At 67.1% G+C, this 20,095-nt stretch carries 15 protein-coding genes and 2 tRNA genes; 7 read left to right on the forward strand and 10 right to left on the reverse strand.

What is annotated here, in order from left to right; all coding sequences use genetic code 11:
* Positions 1–115 precede the first annotated feature (115 nt).
* The 4 genes from RQH62_RS21090 to paoA all read right to left on the reverse strand — a co-directional run bounded on the left by RQH62_RS21090 (position 116) and on the right by paoA (position 6,299).
* Positions 116–2,449 (reverse strand): TonB-dependent receptor domain-containing protein, encoded by a 2,334-nt coding sequence (locus RQH62_RS21090; protein WP_311270616.1) that lies wholly within the window; start codon positions 2,447–2,449, stop codon positions 116–118.
* 84 nt (positions 2,450–2,533) lie between these two features.
* Positions 2,534–4,726 (reverse strand): aldehyde oxidoreductase molybdenum-binding subunit PaoC, encoded by a 2,193-nt coding sequence (gene paoC, locus RQH62_RS21095; RefSeq protein WP_311270617.1) that lies wholly within the window; start codon positions 4,724–4,726, stop codon positions 2,534–2,536.
* Positions 4,723–5,679 carry a xanthine dehydrogenase family protein subunit M gene (locus RQH62_RS21100; RefSeq protein ID WP_311270618.1) on the reverse strand — a complete coding sequence of 319 codons (957 nt, stop codon included), beginning with the start codon at positions 5,677–5,679 and terminating at the stop codon, positions 4,723–4,725. Before RQH62_RS21100 ends, paoC begins: the two co-directional genes overlap by 4 nt.
* Complete coding sequence (gene paoA, locus RQH62_RS21105) at positions 5,676–6,299, reverse strand: aldehyde dehydrogenase iron-sulfur subunit PaoA (RefSeq protein WP_311270619.1); 624 nt, start codon at positions 6,297–6,299, stop codon at positions 5,676–5,678. The genes RQH62_RS21100 and paoA overlap by 4 nt, the downstream gene beginning before the upstream one ends.
* 329 nt (positions 6,300–6,628) lie before the next feature.
* Here paoA and RQH62_RS21110 point away from each other — a divergent pair.
* A tRNA-Gly gene (locus RQH62_RS21110) sits at positions 6,629–6,703 on the forward strand.
* 54 nt (positions 6,704–6,757) lie between these two features.
* Positions 6,758–6,832, forward strand: a tRNA-Gly gene (locus RQH62_RS21115).
* A 47-nt stretch (positions 6,833–6,879) separates the two neighbouring features.
* Here the strand turns inward: RQH62_RS21115 and RQH62_RS21120 are convergent.
* The 4 genes from RQH62_RS21120 to mutY are packed head-to-tail and all read right to left on the reverse strand — an operon-like array spanning position 6,880 to position 11,038.
* A complete protein-coding gene (locus tag RQH62_RS21120) occupies positions 6,880–7,683 on the reverse strand; it encodes a 3'(2'),5'-bisphosphate nucleotidase CysQ (protein WP_311270620.1) in 804 nt (267 codons plus the stop codon).
* Positions 7,670–9,016, reverse strand: a complete 1,347-nt coding sequence (locus tag RQH62_RS21125) for a TldD/PmbA family protein (protein ID WP_311270621.1) — start codon at positions 9,014–9,016, stop codon at positions 7,670–7,672. Before RQH62_RS21125 ends, RQH62_RS21120 begins: the two co-directional genes overlap by 14 nt.
* Before the next feature lie 44 nt (positions 9,017–9,060).
* A complete protein-coding gene (gene nudC / locus RQH62_RS21130) occupies positions 9,061–9,984 on the reverse strand; it encodes an NAD(+) diphosphatase (RefSeq protein WP_311270622.1) in 924 nt (307 codons plus the stop codon).
* Positions 9,971–11,038, reverse strand: a complete 1,068-nt coding sequence (mutY, locus tag RQH62_RS21135) for an A/G-specific adenine glycosylase (protein ID WP_311270623.1) — start codon at positions 11,036–11,038, stop codon at positions 9,971–9,973. The genes nudC and mutY overlap by 14 nt, the downstream gene beginning before the upstream one ends.
* A 26-nt stretch (positions 11,039–11,064) precedes the next feature.
* Between mutY and RQH62_RS21140 the strand changes: the two genes are divergently transcribed.
* The 4 genes from RQH62_RS21140 to smc all read left to right on the forward strand — a co-directional run bounded on the left by RQH62_RS21140 (position 11,065) and on the right by smc (position 16,674).
* A complete protein-coding gene (locus RQH62_RS21140) occupies positions 11,065–11,607 on the forward strand; it encodes a DciA family protein (protein WP_311270624.1) in 543 nt (180 codons plus the stop codon).
* 92 nt (positions 11,608–11,699) lie between these two features.
* Positions 11,700–12,368: a thioredoxin domain-containing protein gene (locus RQH62_RS21145; RefSeq protein WP_311270625.1), complete on the forward strand. Its 669-nt coding sequence runs from the start codon at positions 11,700–11,702 to the stop codon at positions 12,366–12,368.
* 44 nt (positions 12,369–12,412) lie between these two features.
* Positions 12,413–13,156, forward strand: coding sequence for a thioredoxin domain-containing protein (locus RQH62_RS21150; RefSeq protein ID WP_311270634.1), 744 nt, complete (start codon positions 12,413–12,415; stop codon positions 13,154–13,156).
* Between the two features lie 74 nt (positions 13,157–13,230).
* Positions 13,231–16,674 (forward strand): chromosome segregation protein SMC, encoded by a 3,444-nt coding sequence (gene smc, locus RQH62_RS21155; protein ID WP_311270626.1) that lies wholly within the window; start codon positions 13,231–13,233, stop codon positions 16,672–16,674.
* A gap of 122 nt (positions 16,675–16,796) precedes the next feature.
* Here the strand turns inward: smc and RQH62_RS21160 are convergent, their stop codons facing one another.
* Both RQH62_RS21160 and ubiA read right to left on the reverse strand, forming a co-directional pair.
* Complete coding sequence (locus RQH62_RS21160) at positions 16,797–18,251, reverse strand: phospholipase D-like domain-containing protein (protein ID WP_311270627.1); 1,455 nt, start codon at positions 18,249–18,251, stop codon at positions 16,797–16,799.
* Positions 18,248–19,156, reverse strand: a complete 909-nt coding sequence (ubiA, locus tag RQH62_RS21165) for a 4-hydroxybenzoate octaprenyltransferase (protein WP_311270635.1) — start codon at positions 19,154–19,156, stop codon at positions 18,248–18,250. The genes RQH62_RS21160 and ubiA overlap by 4 nt, the downstream gene beginning before the upstream one ends.
* Before the next feature lie 101 nt (positions 19,157–19,257).
* Here ubiA and RQH62_RS21170 point away from each other — a divergent pair, with 101 nt between their 5' ends.
* Positions 19,258–20,004: a 16S rRNA (uracil(1498)-N(3))-methyltransferase gene (locus RQH62_RS21170; protein WP_311270628.1), complete on the forward strand. Its 747-nt coding sequence runs from the start codon at positions 19,258–19,260 to the stop codon at positions 20,002–20,004.
* Positions 20,005–20,095 lie beyond the last annotated feature (91 nt).

Below are 20,095 nucleotides of genomic sequence, written 5' to 3' on the forward strand. Positions count from 1 at the left end.
GTTTCGGTTTTACTGAAATTCAAGCCATTGTTAAACAAGGGTTTTCAGGATGACATGCGTTCGGATTGTACGCATGCCATCCTATTTTCCTTTACAATCAATACGTTGTGGCGTTTCAGAAGCGAGCCTTCATGCCGACCTGCCAGCGACGGGGTGCGCCGGGGCCGTAGGCGCGGGGGTTGGAGGCGCCGGGGGCTTCTTCCAGTTCGATCTCGTCCACTTCGCTGAAGGTGCCGAAGGTGGCGTAGCGCCGGTTGAAGGCGTTGCTGAGCGCGCCGAACAGGCTGACGCCCTTGATCAGGTCCACGCTGGCGCGCAGGTTGACGACCGCATAGCCGCCCAGCTTCGCCTCATCATTGCCTTCGTCGCCGATCAGATATTGGCCGGAGCGGGCCAGCACATCGCCACCGACGGTCCAGCCCCTGTTGCCTGCAAAACGACCCGCATAATCGAGGCTGAGCGTGGCGCTGTGGCGGGGGATGCCGGGCAGGCGGTCGCCGCGTGCGACAGCGATCAGGCCATCCTCGTCCGCCGAGGGGTTGGCGGGGCTGGAGAGGGTGAGCGGCGCGCGATAGCTGGCGTGGGTGAAGGCGTAGCTGAGGCCGGCGGTGAACCCGCCCCGGCTGGCGCGCAGGGTGGCTTCGATACCCTGCCGCCGGGTCATGCCGATATTGCGGAAATAGGCGCGACCACGAATTTCGGAGGCGACATATTGAATGTCGTTGCGATTGTCGGTGCGATAGGCCGAGAGCAGCCAGTCGAGGGCGAAGCCGCCGACCTGCCCCTTGCCCTTGGCGCCGGCTTCCCAGCTTTTGGCGACGACCTGCTTCAACGGCGGGTCGGCGATGAAGAAGTTGGTGAGGCTGCATGGCGCATTTTCGTCGGCGCAGGAGAGTTCGGCCGGAGTCGGCACGCGGTTGCTTTCCGCATAGCCGGCGCGCAGGCTGAGGCTGTCCGACAGCGTATAGTCGAATTCGATGCCGGGGTTCAGCCGCTCGAACCGATGGCGGCCGTTGAGCGCGGTGCCGATCTGGTCCTGCATGACGATGCGGGCATGGTTGTAGCGCAGGGCGATTTCGGCGGAGAGGCGCGATGTGATCGGCAGGCGATCCTGCGCGAAGACGCCCCAATAATCGGTGTGGGCGACAAGGCCGACGGGCGCGATGGCGTTATCGTCCTGCACGATGATCGACCCCAGCCCATCGACGCTGCGGTCGTCGGTCAGGGCGCCCAGTTCCGTGGAGGTGTCGAAGCGGGTGCGGCTGGTGTCGTAGCTGAAGCCCAGGGCGAAGACATTTTCGCCTGCGCCCAGCGTGCGCTTGTCGATCAGTTGCACCAGCGCGCCCATCGCCCGCGTGGCGGTGCGGCCCCGGTTGAGCACGCCATAGCCTTCGCCGCCCAGCGTGTCGGCAATGGGGTTGCCATCGGCGTCGGTCAGGACCGCCTGTTCTTCCTCCTCGTCATCGCCGCCGACGGTTTCGAGACAGACGAAGCCGGCATCATCGTCATCCTCGCACCCTTCGATATCGGCGGCGTCGCCATTGACGGTGCGCAGCGTCAGTTTCTGGGCGTAGAGCGTGCCTTCGATCCGGGTGGTGTCCGACAGGGCGACCCAGGGGTGGAGGCTGACCCGGCCATAGCGGCTGCGGCTATTGTCGGGCCAGGTGAAGACGGCGCGGCGATCGGCCGCCAGCAGTTCGACCGGGGACACGCCATTGCCGGTGAGGTTGGTGTTCGCGCCGACGACCTTGAGGTGCAGGCCACCCGTCGCGGTGTCGAAGCCGAGGTCGGCATAGCCATTATAGAGGGTGGAGGGCGAATGGTCGCGCCAGCCATCGTCATGCGTATATTGGAAGGCGCCGAACGCGCTCCAGTCGCCCCATGCGGTGCCGCCCGCCACGCTGGCTTCCGTCATGCCGAAACGGCCGTGGGAGAGGCTGGCCTCCAGCCCCGGATCGCTGGCGCCGGTCTTCGTTTCCAGCGTCAGCGCCCCGCCCAGCGCGTTGAGGCCATAGACGGCGCTCTTGTCGAGCAGGGCGACGCTGCGGATCGCGGCTTCGGGTAGCAGGTCGAACTGCACCGTGTCGCCGAAGGGCTGGTTGAAGCGGGCGCCGTCCAGATAGACGGCGATCCCCTGCGACTGGCCCTGCAACGGGGAAGCGGTGAAGCCGCGATAGACGAGATTGGGTTGCCAGGGATTATTCTGTGCGTCCTGCAACGTCACGCCGGCGAAATTGCGGGTCAGCGCGCCGAGGAAGTCCGGGCTGCCGGTGCGGCTGATGTCGGCGGCGGTCAGGGTCAGCGCATCGTCGATATCGACAGCGCCGCCCGGTGCGGTGACGATGATCGGCTGGCGGATGCCGTCTGCCTCATCGGGCGCCTGTGCCCATGCCGTTCCGCCGACCAGCCCTATCGCGCTGCCAGCCAGAAACGCCGCCCATATCCGCATGCTCGTCCTCTCCCCATTCGTCTTTGGCGGGGAGGGTAGGGGCGGGCCGGGCGGCGCTCCATTATACCTTGGGTCGAGCGCCTCTTACGCTGCCTGCGCTTTCAACAGCTTGTCGATGGTCAGTGGATAGTCCCTCAAGCGAAGGCCGGTGGCGTTGTAGATGGCGTTGGCCACCGCCGCGCCCGCCCCGCATATGCCGAGTTCGCCGACACCTTTGGCCTTCATCGGTGAACTCTTGTCGTCCAGTTCGTCGACGAAGAGGACATCCTGCTGCGGAATGTCGGCATGGACCGGCACCATATATTCGGCCATGTCGTGATTGACGAAGAAGCCGAAGCGGGTGTCGACGTCCAGCGCTTCCATCAGCGCCGCGCCCACGCCCATGGTCATGGCGCCGATCACCTGACTGCGCGCCGATTTGGGGTTGAGGATGCGCCCGGCGGCAAAGGCCCCGCCCATGCGGCGGACGCGCACTTCGGCGGTGTCGATATCGACGCCGACCTCGCAGAAATGCGCCCCGAAGGTCGCCTGCGCATAGCGTTTGTCGAGATCGCCATAGTCCATGCTATCTTCGGCCCAAAGACCATCGCGGCCGGCGAGCGATGCCAGCGTCTGCGATTTATTGGCGAGTTTGACGAGGCCGTCCTCGAACAGAGCCTGATCGGCGGGATAGCCGGCCTGTTCCGCCAGCTTCGTACGCAGCGCCATGGCGGCGGCATAGACGCCGGCGGTTGCACTGTTCGCGCCCCATTGCCCGCCCGAACCTGCCGATACGGGGAAGCGGCTGTCGCCCAGGCGCACCGTCACCTGATCGAGCGGGACGCCCAGCATCTCCGCCGCCGTCTGCGCCACGATGGTATAGGTGCCGGTGCCGATATCGGTCATGTCGGTTTCGACGATGACGCGACCTTTTGCATCGACACCGATGCGGGCACCGGATTTCTGCACCAGATTGTTGCGGAACGCCGCGGCCACGCCCATGCCGACCAGCCAGCGGCCGTCGCGCACCTGCCCCGGCTTCGGGTTGCGTTTGGCCCAGCCGAAATGGTCGGCGCCGGCGCGCAGGCATTCCACCAGCTTGCGGCTGGAAAAGGGGCGCTGCGGGCCGGCTTCGGGATCATATTGCACATCGTTTCGGATACGTAACTCTACCGGGTCGATGTTGCAGGCCTCGGCCAGTTCGTCCATCGCGATTTCCAGCGCCAGCAGGCCGACCGCTTCGCCGGGCGCGCGCATGGCGTTGCCCTCCGGCAGGTCGAGGGTCACCAGCCGATGCGCCGTCATCCGGTTCGGCCCGCGATAGAGGAGGCGGGTCTGCTGCGCCGCCGTTTCCGGGCCGCCGCCGGGCAGATCGCCCGACCAGACTTCATGCCCGATCGCGTCGATCACCCCGTCCTTGTCCGCGCCGATGCGGATGCGCTGGATCGTGGCGGGACGGTGGGTGGTGTTGTTGGGGATCTGGTGCCGGGCGATGGCGACCTTGACGGGTCGGCCGACCTGCTTCGCGCCCAGCGCGGCAAGCAGCGCGTCGGCGCGCAGGAACAGCTTGGACCCGAAACCGCCGCCGATATAGGGGGAGACGAGGCGGACCTTCTCCTTGGGGATGCCCAGGGTCTTGGCGACTTCGCCGACGCCCCAGGCGATCATCTGGTTGGAGGTCCACAGCGTCAGCCTGTCGCCATTCCAGGCGGCGGTGGTGGCATGCGGCTCCATCATCGCATGGCTGTGGTCGGGCGTGGTGTAGTGCTGGTCGATCTTTACCGCCGCCTTGGCGAAGCCGGCATCGAAGTCGCCCGCCTTGGTATCGGCATCCTTGCCGGGATTGACCCCGCGCGCCTGATCGGCCGCCAGATCGAACCGGCCATCCGCTGCAGCATAGTCGATCCGCACCAGCTTGGCCGCGTCGCGCGCATTTTCGAACGTGTCGGCGATGACGAGAGCGACCGCCTGCTCATAATGGTCGACCTGCGGCCCGCCCAGCAGCGGGGCGGTGTTCATCGACCCCTTGCCCAGCTTCCCGGCATTGGCGTGAGTGACGATGCCCAGCACGCCCGGCGCGGTTTCGGCGGCGCGCAGGTCCATGGTGGCGATCCGCCCCTTGGCGATGGCTGATCCGACGATCCAGCCATAGGCGGCGTTGGGGGCGGCGTCGTGCCGTTCATAGGCATAGGGGGCGCTGCCCGTGACCTTGGCCGCGCCGTCGATGCGATCATGGGGGATGCCGATCACCCGGCCACGATCGATCGGGTTGGGGCCAGCCGGCGTATCGAACTTCATGCCCGTGCCTCCTGCTGGCGGTAGAGGGACGCGAGCGTCCGTTCGACCAGCGTCTTCTTGAAGTCGTTATGATGGGTGGTGCGGGCGCCGGTCAGGGCCGCTTCCGCCACGGCCTTGGCACCCTGCTTCCCCGCGGCGTCGGCCGCCGGTGTGCGCCAGGGCTTTGCACCGATGCCGCCGAAGGCGAAGCGGGTGGTGCCGTCCTTCCCGAACACCGCCGCCACCGACACGAGCGCGAAGGCGTAAGAAGCACGGTCGCGGACCTTGCGATAGACATGGGTGCCGCCGATCGGCCTGGGCAGCGTGACCGAGGTTATGATCTCACCGGCCTTCAGCGCGGTTTCCCTGTGCGGGGTGTCGCCGGGCAGGAGGTGGAAGTCGGCGATCGGGATCGACCGGGCCACGCCGTCCGCGCCCATCGTGTCGACCTGCGCGTCGAGCAGCCGCATGGCGACGGCCATGTCGCTGGGATGCTGGGCGAGGCAGGCGTCGCTGGTGCCGAGGATGGCGAGGCTGCGGCTCATCCCCTGCATCGCGCCGCAGCCGCTGCCGGGCTGACGCTTGTTGCAGGGCATGCGCGTGTCGTAGAAATAGGGGCAGCGGGTGCGTTGCAGCAGGTTGCCGCCGGTCGTCGCCTTGTTGCGCAATTGCCCCGATGCGCCGGCCAGCAGGGCGCGGCTGAGCACCGCATAGTCGCGGCGCACGGCCTTGTCGGCGGCAAGATCGGTATTGCGCACCAGCGCGCCGATGCGCAGGCCACCTTCCTCCGTCTTCTCGATCCGGTCGAGGCCCAGATGATTGACGTCGATCAGATGGGTCGGGGTTTCGATCTGAAGCTTCATCAGGTCGAGCAGGTTGGTGCCGCCGGCGATGAAGCGGGCGCCCTGGACCGATCCCGCCGCCTTGGCTGCTGCTGCGACGCTGGTGGCGCGTTCATAGGTGAAGGGCCTCATGCCTTTGCCTCCGCTACGTCGCGCATGGCGGCGATGATGTTGGGATAGGCGGCGCAGCGGCAGATATTGCCGCTCATCCGCTCGCGCAGTTCCATGTCGCTCAGCGCCACATCGTCCAGATCGTCGGTGACATGGCTGGGGATGCCGGCCTTGATCTCCTCCAGCACCGAAACGGCGGAGCAGATCTGGCCCGGCGTGCAATAGCCGCACTGATAGCCGTCATGAACGATGAAGGCCCGCTGCATCGGGTGCAGCTTTTCGGGCGTGCCCAGCCCCTCGATCGTCGTCACCTTCTCGCCATCATGCATCACCGCCAGCGTGAGGCAGCTATTGATGCGCCGCCCCTCCACGATCACGGTGCAGGCGCCGCACTGGCCATGGTCGCAGCCCTTCTTGGTGCCGGTCAGGTGCAGATGTTCGCGCAGCGCATCGAGCAGGCTGGTGCGCGGGTCGAGTTGCAGATGCACCTCGCGGCCGTTGACGGTCAGTTCGACGGGCATCATGGCATTGGCTCCGCTGGTCTTGGGCGTCGGCGCGGCGGCTGACAATGTGGGCGCGGCGGCGGCGAGGACGGCGCTGCCCTGCAACAGGCCGCGGCGCGTCAGGTGGTCGGACGACATGGTTGCATTTCCCTGCTGATATGGCCTGTAGGCTTGTGTTCAGTACGAAGGGCGGCGCCAATTGATCCCGCCGCGAAGCTGTTGGCGGCAGATTAGCAGATGGACGGCCTGCGCCAAGCGGTGCTTTTGCGGGACGATTCGCCGGACGGTGGCCAAATGTCGGCTGCGCGGGCATTTTCCACTCTACGCTAAACCGCAGAAAAGGCTGGTTTTCTGCGCCGGGAAAAGAGGATTTCATTTTTCTGCCATTCTGCCCCTTGCCGATTGGGGAAAGCCTTGCTAGTTGCCCGCCACCCGCCGAGAGGGACACACTCTCCCGGCCGCCAAGAGCGGGCGTAGCTCAGGGGTAGAGCACAACCTTGCCAAGGTTGGGGTCGAGGGTTCGAATCCCTTCGCCCGCTCCAGATTTTCTGCCAGTTGGCCACATATGCTGAAAAGGCAACTTTTCGGCCGCCCGAGCGGGCGTAGCTCAGGGGTAGAGCACAACCTTGCCAAGGTTGGGGTCGAGGGTTCGAATCCCTTCGCCCGCTCCAGTTTCCACAATCAATAGACTATTGCCTTCGGGCACCGCGTTGTCCGCCTATGCCAGCGGCTGGCCCAATATTTCGCGCGCGCGGGGCGTGAGGCGCTCTACAGCAGCGGCGTGGATGCCGGGCGCGGCGCAGAGCAGGCCGAAGGCGGTCGGCTGAGGGCGGTTGAACAGCAGGGGATCGCCCAGCGCGTCGGTCACGGTGCCGCCCGCTTCCTGCACGATCAGCGCGGCGGCCGCGACATCCCATTCATTGCCCCAGCGGACCGTGGCGACCAGATCGGCCTCGTCAGCAGCGACCATAGCCATGCGCAGCGCGATGCTGTTGGGCTTGTCCACCGTCACCAGATCGCGGTCGATGCGGGGCAATTGTTCGGCAGGGACGCGTGCACCCGGCAGGGTGTCACGTTCCCCGGCACGGAGCGCAATGCCATTGCGGGTCGCGCCCTTGCCCAGCTGTGCAACCCATAATTCGTTGCGGGCAGGAGCCGCCAATATGCCCAGCGTCACCGCGCCCTGATCGACCAGCGCCACCGACACGGCCCAGCCGGGCCGGCCGCGCAGATAATCGCGGGTGCCGTCGATCGGATCGACCACCCAGACGCGCGGCACGCCCAGCCGATGCACGGTATCGGCCGTCTCCTCCGACAGCCAGCCGGCCTGCGGATCGATCGCCGACAGCCGTTCGCGCAGCATGGCGTCGACCGACAGGTCGGCTTCGCACACCGGATGACCGGGCACTTTTTCCCACTGGCGCACGCGCGTTTCGCCATTGGCCCAGAGGGTCAGCGCATGGTCGGCCGCATCCGCCACGGCGGACACGATCGCGCGCAGGGCGGGGTCAGCCCCCGGCAACGGTCATCCCGTCCACGCGCAGCGTCGGCACGTTCATGGCATAGCGGAAGCTGAGGTCACTGGCCGGCGTCAGCGCGCGGAACATGTCCTTCAGATTGCTGGCGATGGTGATTTCCGACACGGCATGGGCGACCGCGCCATTTTCGATCAGGAAGCCCGCTGCACCCCGGCTGTAGTCGCCGGTGACGCCGTTCACGCCCATGCCGATCAGTTCGGTGACGTAAAGGCCGCGCTTCACGTCCGCCATCAGGTCGCCGGGCGATATGGTGCCGGCCTCCATATGGACGTTGGTGATGCTGGCGCCCGGCGCGCCGCTGCCGCCGCGACTGGCATGGCCGGTGGGTTCCAGGCCCAGCTGCCGCGCCGAGGCGCTGTCCATCAGCCAGCCGGTCAGCACGCCCCGGTCGATCAGCGCGCGCCGCTCCACCGGCAGCCCTTCGCCATCGAACGGGCGCGAGCGCATGCCGCGCGGCAGCAACGGATCGTCGATGATGGTGATGGCCGAATCGAACAAAGCTTCGCCCAGCGAGTCCAGCAGGAAGCTGGAGCGGCGGGCGATCGCCGGGCCGACCATGCCGCCGATCAGATGGCCGAGCAGGCTGGAGCCGATGCGCGGATCGAAGATGACCGGCATGACGCCGCTTTCGACCTTCACCGGGTTCAGGCGCGCCACCGCGCGCTGGCCGGCGCGGATACCGACGGCTTCGGCATCGTCCAGATCTTCGAGATGGCGGACGCTGTGGCTGGCATGGTCGCGCTGCATGTCGGCGCCGGTGCCGGCCAGCACGCTGGCCCAGGTCGCATGGCTGGTGCCGGCATAGGCGCCGGCAAAGCCGTGGCTGGTGGCGAGCGCCACCTGGCTGCGGCCGTTGGAGGCGCCGCCGCCTTCGCTGTTGGTGATGCCCGGTACGCTGCGGGCGGCTTCCTCCGCGATCAGCGCCCGTTCACGCAAGGCGGCGGGTTCCGGTTCTTCCTCATCGGTGAGGTCGAGCGAGGGCGGGCGCTTCTTCAGCAGTCGGTCTTCCGGCGCGAGGCCGGCATAGGGGTCTTCGGGGGCTTCGCGGGCCATGGCGATGCAGCGATCGACCAAAGTGGCGAGCGTCGCGGGGTTCATGTCCGACGCGGAAATGCTGGCGGAACGCTGGCCGATGAAGACGCGCAGGCCGATCTCCTCACCCTCCGACCGTTCGACATCCTCCAGTGCGCCCAGGCGCACCGACACGTTGGTCGATGCGGTGCAGGCATAGATGGCGTCGGCGGCATCCGCCCCGGCCTTGCGCGCGGCGCCGACCAGATCCTGCGCACGCGACTGGGCTTCGTCTAGGCTGAGCATGGAGGGGAAATCGTCCTCGAATATAGGGATAGTTGCGGTCGGCCTTACGCGCTTGCCGGCGAAGGGGCAACGGCGGCCAGCCAGTGATCGAGCAGGTGCCAGGCGACGGCCATCTGCGGCGGGGCAAGGAAGGGCGCGTCGGGATCGCCTGCCAGCGCGGCGCGGACCTGATCGGCGTCGCACCAGAAGGCGTCCTCGATCTCCGTTTCGTCCAGCGTCAGCGCATCATCCTGCGTCTGGCCGATGCAGGCGATCATCAGCGAAGAGGGGAAGGGCCAGGGCTGGCTCATCACATAGCGCACGTCATGGACGCGGACCCCCGCTTCCTCGAACAATTCGCGGGCGACCGCTTCCTCGATCGTCTCGCCCGGCTCGACGAAGCCGGCCAGTGCCGAATAGCGGCCGGGTGGCCAGGCATGTTGGCGGCCGAGCAATATGCGCCCGCGATGTTCGGCCAGCATGATGACGACCGGATCGGTGCGCGGGAAATGTTCGGCGGCGCAGGCGTCGGCATCGCATTTGCGCGACCAGCCGGCCTTGACCGGGCGGGTGGTCGCGCCGCAGACCGAACAATGACGATGCCGGGCATGCCAGTGGACGAGGCTGCGTGCGGCGCCGTAGAGCGCGACCTCTTCGGCCGGGACGAGGCCGGCGATGGCGCGGCTGCGCGGCGTGGGGGTGAGGGCCGGGCCAAGATCGACGACCAGCCGGGCGAAGATCGGCCGCGCGGCGGGATCGACGCCCAGCAGCACATGATCCTCCGCACGGGCATCGGGGCCGAGCGGTTCCAGCAGCAGATGGCCGTTCACCTCCACCGGTTCCAGTCCTTCCAGTACCAGCAGACGGGCGGCGGGATCGGCGAATGTTTCGGCCAGCAGGGCAGGATTGGTGCGGATATGATCGACGCGGTCCAGCCGGCTGCCGACGAAGCCCGGTATGGTCTTTGTCGTCGGGTCAGTTCCGTGCATGCGTCTGCCTTTCCTTCCTTACCGCTTCGGCCGCGCGGGCGAACAATGTCGGCAATCCAGCCTCCCCGATCTTGTCGATCGGCCACCATTCGCCTGCGCCCGGCGGCGTCATCTCCGCCCCCACATGGGCATGGTGGACGCGCAGCGCCAGTGAGAAATGGGTGAAGACATGCGCGACCGGCTCATCAATGCTGGTCCAGCGCGCCGGGAGCGGCGGGGTGGCGTCGGGCGTATCGCTCCAATCGGAACTGGGCAGCGCGCGCATGCCGCCCAGCAACCCCTTGTCCGGGCGGCGGACCAGCCAGACATGGCCGTCCCGCTCTATCCACCAGCCATGACCGGTGCGATGGGGGCGTGCTTTCTTGGGCGGCTTGACGGGATAAGCGGCGGGATCGGCGGTCAGTATGGCGGCGCAATCGTCGCGAATGGGGCAGATGCCGCAGGCAGGATTGCGGGCGGTGCAGATGGTGGCGCCCAGATCCATCATCGCCTGCGCGAAGTCGCCGGCACGGGCGTCCGGGGTGATGCGGTCGCAGGCTTCGCGAATTTCGGTGCGGGCGGCGGGCAGGGGCGTGGCTATGGCGAAGAGGCGGGCGACCACCCGCTCGACATTGGCGTCCACCACCACGGCGCGCCGGCCAAAGGCGATGGCGGCGACGGCGGCGGCGGTATAGGCACCCACGCCCGGCAACGCGCGCAGCCCCTCCTCGGTATCGGGGAAGGTGCCGCCATGATCGCGCGTCACTGCCCGCGCGCAGGCGAGCAGGTTGCGGGCGCGGGCATAATAGCCAAGGCCTGCCCATGCGGCCATCAGGTCGGCATCGTCGGCGGCGGCCAGATCCTGCACCGTGGGCCATCGTTCGGTGAATTTCGCGAAATAGGGGCCTACGGCGGCGACCGTCGTCTGTTGCAGCATCACTTCGGACAGCCAGACCCGATAGGGATCGGCGGCGTTGCTGCCCGGCGGTGCGCGCCAGGGCAGGCGCCGGGCATGCACATCATAATGAGCGAGCAGGTCACCCGCGATTTTTCTGTCTCTACCCTCGACGCGCATGCCGGCCCTATGCCATTAAGTGCGCCATGACGGAACGCCCGGTCCCCCCTAAATATAAGAGTCGTGCCAAGGCACCGGCCGAGCGTCCGCGCACCGGCGCGCCGCGCGCGATCGCCGACCTGATGCCGGATATCGGCCGCGCCGCCTTTCGCAAGTTCGGCTTCGTGCAGTCGAGTATCGTCACCCGCTGGGCGGAGATTGTCGGCAGCCATTATGCCGAGATTTCCGTGCCCGAATCGATCCGCTTTCCGGTGGGGCAGAAGGCGGGCGGCACGTTGCAGCTGACGGTGATGAGCGGCCATGCGCCGATGGTCCAGCATATGCTGCCTGATATCGTCGAGCGGGTGAATCGCTTCTTCGGCTATGCTGCGGTGTCGAAGGTGGCGATGCGGCAGGGCGAGATTGCACCGATGCGGGCCGAGCGCCGCCCACCGCCCCGCAACCTGAAGCCCATTCCGGTCGAGCTGGGCGATTCGCTGCGCGACATTGGCGACCCGGAATTGCGGGCGGTACTCGAATCGCTGGCACAGGGGCTTGCCAACAGCAGCGGATTGCCGAAAATTAACTAGAGCCATGGCGGATCGGGTGGCAATCCGATCCTTCGCCCATAACTACCCTTATTCGGCTCCGGTTCAGCGGGGCCTTTCTACGGACGCGCCTCATGAAGAAACTGCTCCTGCCGCTTGCCCTGCTTGCCGTTCCCGCCGCGCTGGTCGCCGCGCCCGCCGCCAACTGGGTGAGCCGGGTCGTGCTGTCGCCGATCGGCGGCCATCTGATGGGCAATCCTGCCGCGCCGACCAAGCTGGTCGAATATGTGAGCTATACCTGTTCGCATTGCGCCCATTTCGTCGGCGAGGCGAGCGCGCCGCTCAAGACCGGCTATGTGAAGGGCGGCAAGGTCAGCGTCGAGATACGCAACGCCGTGCGTGACAAATATGACCTGACCGCCGCGCTGCTGGCCCGTTGCGGCGGCCCGGTCCGCTTCATGGGCAATCATGAGGCGCTGTTCGCCAACCAGACGGCGTGGATGCCGCAGATCGAGGCCTATGACGGCAGCGCCGACAAGCCGGCCGATCAGGTCGCTGCGCTCAAGGATATCGGGCAGAAGACCGGCCTTTATGCGCTGATGACCAAGCGGGGTTTCACAAATGCGCAGCTGGACGCCTGCATCGCCAATCCGGCTTCGATGAAGCAGGTGCTGGCGATGACCGACGAGGCATGGAACAAGGCGAAGATCGGTGGCACGCCCGGTTTCGTCGTCAACGGCACGAAGGTTGAGGGATCGACCTGGGCGATCCTTCAGGCTGCATTGCCCCCTGCCGCGCGCTGATCTAAACCCCTTTCATCTTGTCTGAATTCGGAGCCTTGCCCGTCGTGAAAGCCTTTTCCGGTATAGCCCTTGTCGCCCTCAGCGCCGCCCTCAGCCTGACCCTCGCCGCCTGCGGCAAGAATGAAGAGGCTGCCAAGCCTGCCGGCGAACCTGTCGCCGCCGTCGCCGCGCCTGCCGGCACCAGCTGGTCGGAAACGATCGCGGAAACGCCGGACGGCTATTTCGTGATGGGCAATCCGTCGGCCAAGGTGAAGCTGATCGAATATGGCTCCTACACATGCAGCCATTGCAAGGATTTCTCGGCTGAAGCGTCGGAGGAGATCAAGAAGATCGTCGATACCGGCAAGATGAGCTTCGAGTTCCGCACCTATCTGCGCGATCCGATCGACCTGACCACCGCGCTCCTGGCTCGTTGCGGCGGCAAGGATATTTACTATCCGCTATCGGAACAGTTCTTCGCCAACCAGTCGGCGATGTTCGAGAAGGTGCAGGGCAATGAGGCCGCCTTCCAGGGCGTCGACAAGCTGCCGCCGGCGCAGCGCCCTGGCGCGATCGCCCAGATCGCAGGGCTGGTCGAATATGCGCAGCAGCGCGGCATTTCCGCCGATCAGGCCAAGCAGTGCCTGGCCGACACGGCGGTGGCCGAAAAGCTGGCCAAGAATGTCGAGAAGGCCAACAGCGAATATCAGATTCAGGGCACGCCCAGCTTCCTGATCAACGGCGTGCTGCTGGACAATGTCGCCAGCTGGTCCGCGCTGTCGCCCAAGCTCAAGGAAGCGGGACTCTAATTGCGCCGGAGGGGGCTGACAGGCGCGGATACGCATAACGGAACCGGGGTGGCTGGCTGCCCCGGTTTGCCGTCATGCAGATAAAGCGCCTCAAGCTCTCCGGCTTCAAGAGCTTCGTCGATGCGACGGAGTTGCGGATCGAACCGGGGCTGACCGGCATCGTCGGCCCCAATGGCTGCGGCAAATCCAACCTGCTGGAAGCGATCCGGTGGGTGATGGGCGAATCCAGCGCCAAATCCATGCGCGGCGGCGGCATGGAGGATGTCATCTTCGCGGGCACCGCCACGCGGCCGCAGCGCGACTTTGCCGAAGTGTCGCTCCTCACCATCCAGGAACAGGGCGAGCTGTTTTCCGCCGTCGATGTCGGCGCAGATGGCGAACTGGAGGTCACGCGCCGGATCGAGCGCGGGGCAGGCAGCGCCTATCGCGCCAATGGCAAGGATGTGCGGGCCAAGGACGTGTCGCTGGTCTTTGCCGACGCCGCCACCGGGCCGCACAGCCCGGCGCTGGTCAGTCAGGGGCGCATCGCTGCCGTCATCGCTGCCCGGCCGCAGGAACGGCGGGCGATGCTGGAGGAAGCGGCGGGCATTGCCGGCCTGCATGTCCGGCGCAAGGATGCCGAGCAGAAATTGCGCGCGGCCGAAGCCAATCTGGCGCGGCTGGACGAGATATTGGTCGACATGGACGCGCGCGCCAATGCGCTGCGGCGGCAGGCGAAGGCGGCGGAACGCTATATCCGCCTGTCCGACCAGATAAGGGTGGCCGAGGGTCGCGTGCTGTTTGCCCGCTGGCGCGAGGCCAATGCCAGTGCGGAGGCGGCGCGGGCCGAGGCGAAACAGGCGGACGCCGTCGTGTCGGCCGCGCAGGAAGGGCAGATGGCCGCCGCTGCCCATGCGCAGGCGGCCGTCGCGGCGCTGGCCGACCGGCGCGCCGCTGCGCAGGGCGCACGCGATGCCGCCAATGAGGCGGGGCACCGGCTGGCTGCGCTGCGGACCGAGCGGGAATCGGTCGTCCGTCGCCTCGCCGACCTGACGCAACAGGCAAGCCGGCTGGAGGAGGATCGCGCGCGCGAAGGGACTTTGGCCAATGATGCGGCCGATGCGATTGCCCGGCTGACGACGGAAATCGCGACGCTCAAAGGCCGGGTGGCGGAGACGGAGAAATTGCGGCCTGCCTTTGCCGCGCGGATCGCCGCTGCCGAGGATGCGGCGCGCGACACCGAACTGGACCTGGCCAAGGCGATGGCGACGCAGGCGGCCGAGCAGGCCGAATTGCGCGTGGCCGAAGCGGCACTGGCGGCGGCGCGCAGTCGGCTGGACCGGGCCGAGCGGGAAGTGGCGCGGCTGACTGCCGAGGCCGAGGCATTGCCCGATGCCGCGCCGCTGGAGGCACAGCGAGCGGCGGCGCTGGCGGATCAGGACAAGGCGAAGGGCGAGCGCGATGCGGCTGAAGTCGAGATCCAGTCGGCCGATGCGGAGCGCCAGTCTGCTGCCGAAGCGCGAGCCGGGGCCGAGGCGGCGCTGGCGTCGGCGCGGGCGGGGCTGGCGGCGCTGGATAGCGAAGCGGCGGCACTGCGGCGCGCGGTCGATAGCGGTGGCGCGGGCAAGGGGCGGGCGCTCGACCGGCTGAAGGCGGCGCCGGGCTATGAGCGGGCACTGGCCGCCGCGCTGGGCGATGATCTGGAGGCGCCGGTCGGGGAGGAGGGTAAGCGGCGCTGGGCCGGAGCCGATTCTTTGCCCGGCGATCCGGCCCTTCCCGACGGCGCCACGTCGCTGGCGGCGCATGTCATAGCGCCGGCCGAACTGGCTCGCCGTCTGGCGCAGATTGCCGTGGTGGACCGGGACGAGGGGCAGGCGCTGGGCGTCGGGCAGAGGCTGGTCACGCGGGATGGGCAGTTGCGCCGCTGGGATGGCTATGTCGCGATGGAAGGCGGGGCGGCGGCGGCGGAGCGGTTGATCCGTCTTAATCGACTGGATGCGATTGCGGCCGCGCGTCCGGCTGTCGAGGCGGAGGTCGAAGCGGCCAGCGCCGCGCAGGATCAAGCGAAGGCGCGGGAGCAGGCGGCGGCGCAGGCTTTGGCGACGGGGCGGAATGCGCTGACACAGGCGGACCAGCGATTGCGTGCCGCGCTGCGGGCCGCCGATGAGGCGACGACGGCACTGGAACGGCTGGCGGGCCGACGCGAGAATGTAGAGGAGCGGCTGACCGAGGCGCAGCGCGACCGGGATGGCGCGCAGGGCGAGCATAAGAAGGCGGAGGCGAACCGGGCTGCCGTGCCCGATGGCGCAGAAACCCGTGCGCTGGTTGCGAGCCTTTCTCAGGCCAGCGAGAAGGCCCGGGGCGTCGTCAGCCAGTTGCAGGCCGAACAGGCGCTGGCCGACCGTGCGCTCTCCAGCGACCGGGAGCGACAGGAGGCGGCGGATGCCGAGGTGAAGGGCTGGCGCGCCCGCGCCGGCGAGGCGGCCAAGCGGATCGCCGCGATGGTGGCGCGGGCCGAGGAGATTGTTGGCGAGCGGGACGGGCTTGCTGCCCAGCCGGAGACGCTGGCCAGCGCGATTGCGGGGTTGAGTGATCAGGGCACGGCCCTGACCGAGGCGGCCGATCAGGCCCGCCGCGCCGAGCAGGAGGCGGAGAGCGCTTTGCGCACTGCTGAGGCGCGCGCGGCGCAAGCGGGCGAGGCACTGGCGGCTGCGCGCGAAGCCCGCGCTACCGCCGTCGCTCGCGCCGAGGCGGCCGATGAGCGGCGGATCGAAACCAACCGCCTGTCGGGCGAGCGGTTCGAATGCCCGCCACCGGTTCTGCCGGAGAAACTGGGCTTTGCCAGTGCAGACATCCGCATCGCCCAGACCGAACTGGCCGATCATGACCGGTTTCATGCCGAGCGCGAGCGGATCGGCCCGGTCAATCTGGTCGCGGCGCAGGAACTGGAGGAACTGGAGGCCAGCCAGGCCACCAGCCGGGCGGAAAGCGCGGAACTGACCCAGGCGATCAACCAGTTGCGCGGGTCGATCGGCAGTCTCAATCGCGAAGGGCGGCAAAGGCTGCTGGCCGCGTTCGAGGCGGTGGACGGGCATTTCCGACGGCTGTTCACCACACTCTTCAATGGCGGTCAGGCGCATCTGGAACTGATCGACAGCGACGATCCGCTGGAGGCGGGGCTGGAGATCATGGCCCAGCCGCCGGGCAAGAAGCTGGCGGCGCTGACCCTGTTGTCGGGCGGTGAGCAGGCGCTGACCGCCGTGGCGCTGATCTTCGGCCTGTTCCTGACGAATCCCGCGCCGATCTGCGTGCTGGACGAGGTCGACGCGCCGCTGGACGACGCCAATGTCGAGCGCTTCTGTGATCTGCTCGACGCGATGGTGGCGCAGACCAATACCCGTTACCTGATCGTCACCCATAATGCCGTCAGCATGGCGCGCATGCACCGGCTGTTCGGTGTGACCATGGTGGAGCGCGGGGTCAGCCGGCTGGTGTCGGTCAACCTGCAAAGCGCCGAGGCATTGCTGGCGGCGGAATAGGATTTCCGCCGCTTAACTTCGCACATTTCCCGCACATTTCGACATTTTGTTGCTTGGCGATGATCCTATCGGAAAGGCGGGCTGCTATCATAGCATCCAGGCCGTCCGATAGGACAGCGGCATCACCCCCGCCCGAACCAGCCCTTCATCCGGCGGAACAGGCCGCGTTCGCTGACCGGTTCGAACATTTCCTCCGGCCCTTCGGGGTCGAGCACCTCATGGTCGGCGATCCATTGCTGCACGTCGTTCAGGTCCGGCGTCACATAGGGGCGCAAGGTGCGGCCGGGCTTCTGGCGCAGTTCCTCGATCGCGGCGACGAGGCCGCGTTCGGCGATCACGGCGGACACGCGCTCGGCGGGCAGGTCGAGATGCTCGGCGATCAGGTCGTCGCGAATCTTCAGGATCGTCGTCTGCCGCCCGTCATTGCCGGGGAGGGCGGTATCGATCGACACGTCGCATTCGGTGTCCAGCCGCATCGAACGGTTGTTCATGTTGGAGGAGCCGACGCGGATCAGCCGGTCGTCCACGATCAGGATCTTGGCATGGACGTAAATCGGCACGCCGCGATTGGTGAAGGGATGGTAGATGCGGAAGCGGCCGTGAGGATCGCGGCTTTTCAGCGTTTCATAGAGGCGCGCGCGCGCCGTATCCATCGCCTGCTGTTCCAGCCAGCCGTCGGCCTGCTCGGGATTGACGATGACGATCTCCGGCCCGTCCGCTTCGGCGAGGCGCTTGGCGATCGCTTCGGCAATGCGGCGGGAAGCGAAATATTGGCTTTCGGCATAGATGTGGCGCTTCGCTGCCGCGATCTGGTGCAGGTAAAGCTGCTCGATCTCGGTCAGTTCTTCCTGATCGTCCATTTTCGGCGCGGTGCGGGCGATGGCGATATCGACGCCTTCGAACATCACGGGCAGCCTGTCGGGCCAGCAATCGCTGATGCCCTCGACCGGCTCCAGCGGATCGCCGCCCGCGCCGACCCAGCGGTTGCGGGCATGTTCGCCCAGCGCGGCCGCGACCGGGCCGGCCAGCGCGGTGGTGGCATCATGCCAGGGGCCATAGGGCGATCCGTCGGGATGATGGCGGCCGGGCTCTTCATCGCGATGATGGCGGGTGTCCCACCGGTCGCCGGTCATGTCGATGCCGCCGCAGAAAGCGAAGCAATCGTCGATCACCACGATCTTCTGATGATGGGAGGCGGCGGGCGGATGATGGCCGTCCAGCTTCACGGTGATGCGCGGATGCGCCATCCAGCGCAAGGTGGTGACGAGGTGCGACGGGCGCGCCATCGACTTGATCGCGCCGACATCCCAGCGCAGCAGGAAGATTTCCAGTTCCGGGTTCTGCTCCACCAGCCAGGTGATGAAATCGCCGATGACGATCGGTGCGCCGTCCTTCGCCTCATCCTCGCGGATCAGGCTGATGGCCGGGTCGAAATCCCAGCCGATCAGCATGATGCGGCGCTTGGCCTTCATCATCGCGTCGCGGGCGATGCGGAAATAATTGTCGGCGTCGATGATGACGCTGGCCTTTTCGGCGCGCGCGATGCGCCAGCAATCCGTGCCCGGCTGCGGGGTCATAGCGAGGCACTCCCCACGACCAGACAGCCCAGGAACATCAGCAAACCGGCAAAGCGGTTGGACCGGAATTTACGCAGGGGATCGACTCCATCTTCCTTCAACGTGGCCGTCTGCCACAGCAGATGCACGGCCATGGGCAGCAGGGCGGCCAGCGCCAGACCCTGCGGCCGTATCTGCCAGATTGCGCTGCCCCACAAGGCCAGAGCGAGCACGTAACATAATGTCACGCCGCCGCGCACATGGCGGCCCATCGACAGGGCGCTGGAGCCGATGCCGATCAGCGCGTCATCTTCCCGGTCCTGCAACGCATAGATGGTGTCATAGCCGACCACCCAGAAGAGGCTGCCAGCATAGAGCAGCAGGCCCGGCAGGGTGAGGGCGCCGGCCACCTCGCTCCAGCCGACCAGCGCGGCCCAGGAGAAGACGAGGCCGAGCCAGACCTGCGGCCAGCCGGTGATCCGCTTCATGAAGGGATAGGCGGCGACCAGCGCGAGACTGCCGAGCGCGACGACTTGCGCATAGGGGCGCAGTTGCAGCAGGACGATCAGGCCGACGAGGCAGAGCGCCACCAGCCACAGCCATGCGGTCCTGACCGCCACTGCCCCGCTCGCCAGCGGCCGGGCGGCGGTGCGGGCGACTTTCCGGTCGAGGTCGCGATCGACGATATCGTTGAAGACGCAGCCAGCGCCGCGCATGGCGATGCTGCCCAGCAGCAGCCAGCCGATCAGCGGCCAGCGGGCAAAGCCCCCGCCCGCCAGTGCGACGCCCCACGCGCCGGGCCAGAACAGCAGCCACCAGCCGATCGGCCGGTCGAATCGCGCCAGTTGCGCGAGCATACGGGGGGTATCCGGCAGCCGGGCGAGCAGGCCGCGCGCTTCGCTGTCGGGAACGATACCTGAATTCAACGGGGTCTGATTCAACGACGACTCCATTCACCCTAACGCTTGTCGAAGGGCCATGCTTCTCTTTAGGGAAGAACATGTATCCGGCAAGACAAGAGACGCATGTGACCGCAACCCCCGCCTGGCCCCCGCAAAGCGCGCCGCGCCTGCATGTCGAAACCCAGTTGGGCGAAGGCGTGGTGGTGCCGGTCGATGGCAATCCGGCCCATTATCTGATCAGCGTCATGCGGGTGAAGCCCGACGATATCGTGCTGCTGTTCGACGGGCGATCGGGCGAATGGGCGGCGCGGGCGCGGGATATCCGCAAGCGCGATCTGGTGCTGGAGTGCGTCCAGCAGACCAAGCCGCCCGAGCATGTACCCGATTTCTGGCTGTGTTGCGCGCCGATCAAGAAGGGACGGATCGACCTGATCGCGGAAAAGGCCTGCGAACTGGGCGTGGCGCGGCTCCAGCCGGTGCTCACTCGCCGGGCGGTGGTGGACAAGCTGAATCTTGATCGGCTGCACGCGCATCTGGTGGAGGCGGCGGAGCAATGCGGTCGGACGGCGCTGCCGGAACTGGGCGAGATGGTGAAGCTGGACGCGCTGCTGAAAGGCTGGTCGCCCGACCGTCATCTTTTCTTTGCGGACGAGACGGGTGGGGCGCCGCTGGAGGCGACATTGCGGACCCATCCCGGCCCCGCCGCTTTTCTGGTCGGGCCTGAGGGGGGATTCGATCCCGTCGAGCGGGACGCGATCCGCGCGACGCCCGGCGCGGTGCCGGTATCGCTCGGCCCGCGTATCCTGCGCGCAGAGACGGCGGCCATCGCCGCGACATCGGCCTGGATGACCATAAACGGCGACTGGAAATAGTTTCATTTCGCTATGTTATTGCAGTTCGCAAAAGCGCAACTTATCTGTCGGCCGCGCGCTCTTGTTTGACGCGCTTGGGGGAAGAAGTAAG

The sequence above is a fragment of the Sphingobium sp. WCS2017Hpa-17 genome (assembly GCF_031843765.1).
In the GTDB taxonomy this organism is placed as follows: Bacteria; Pseudomonadota; Alphaproteobacteria; order Sphingomonadales; family Sphingomonadaceae; genus Sphingobium.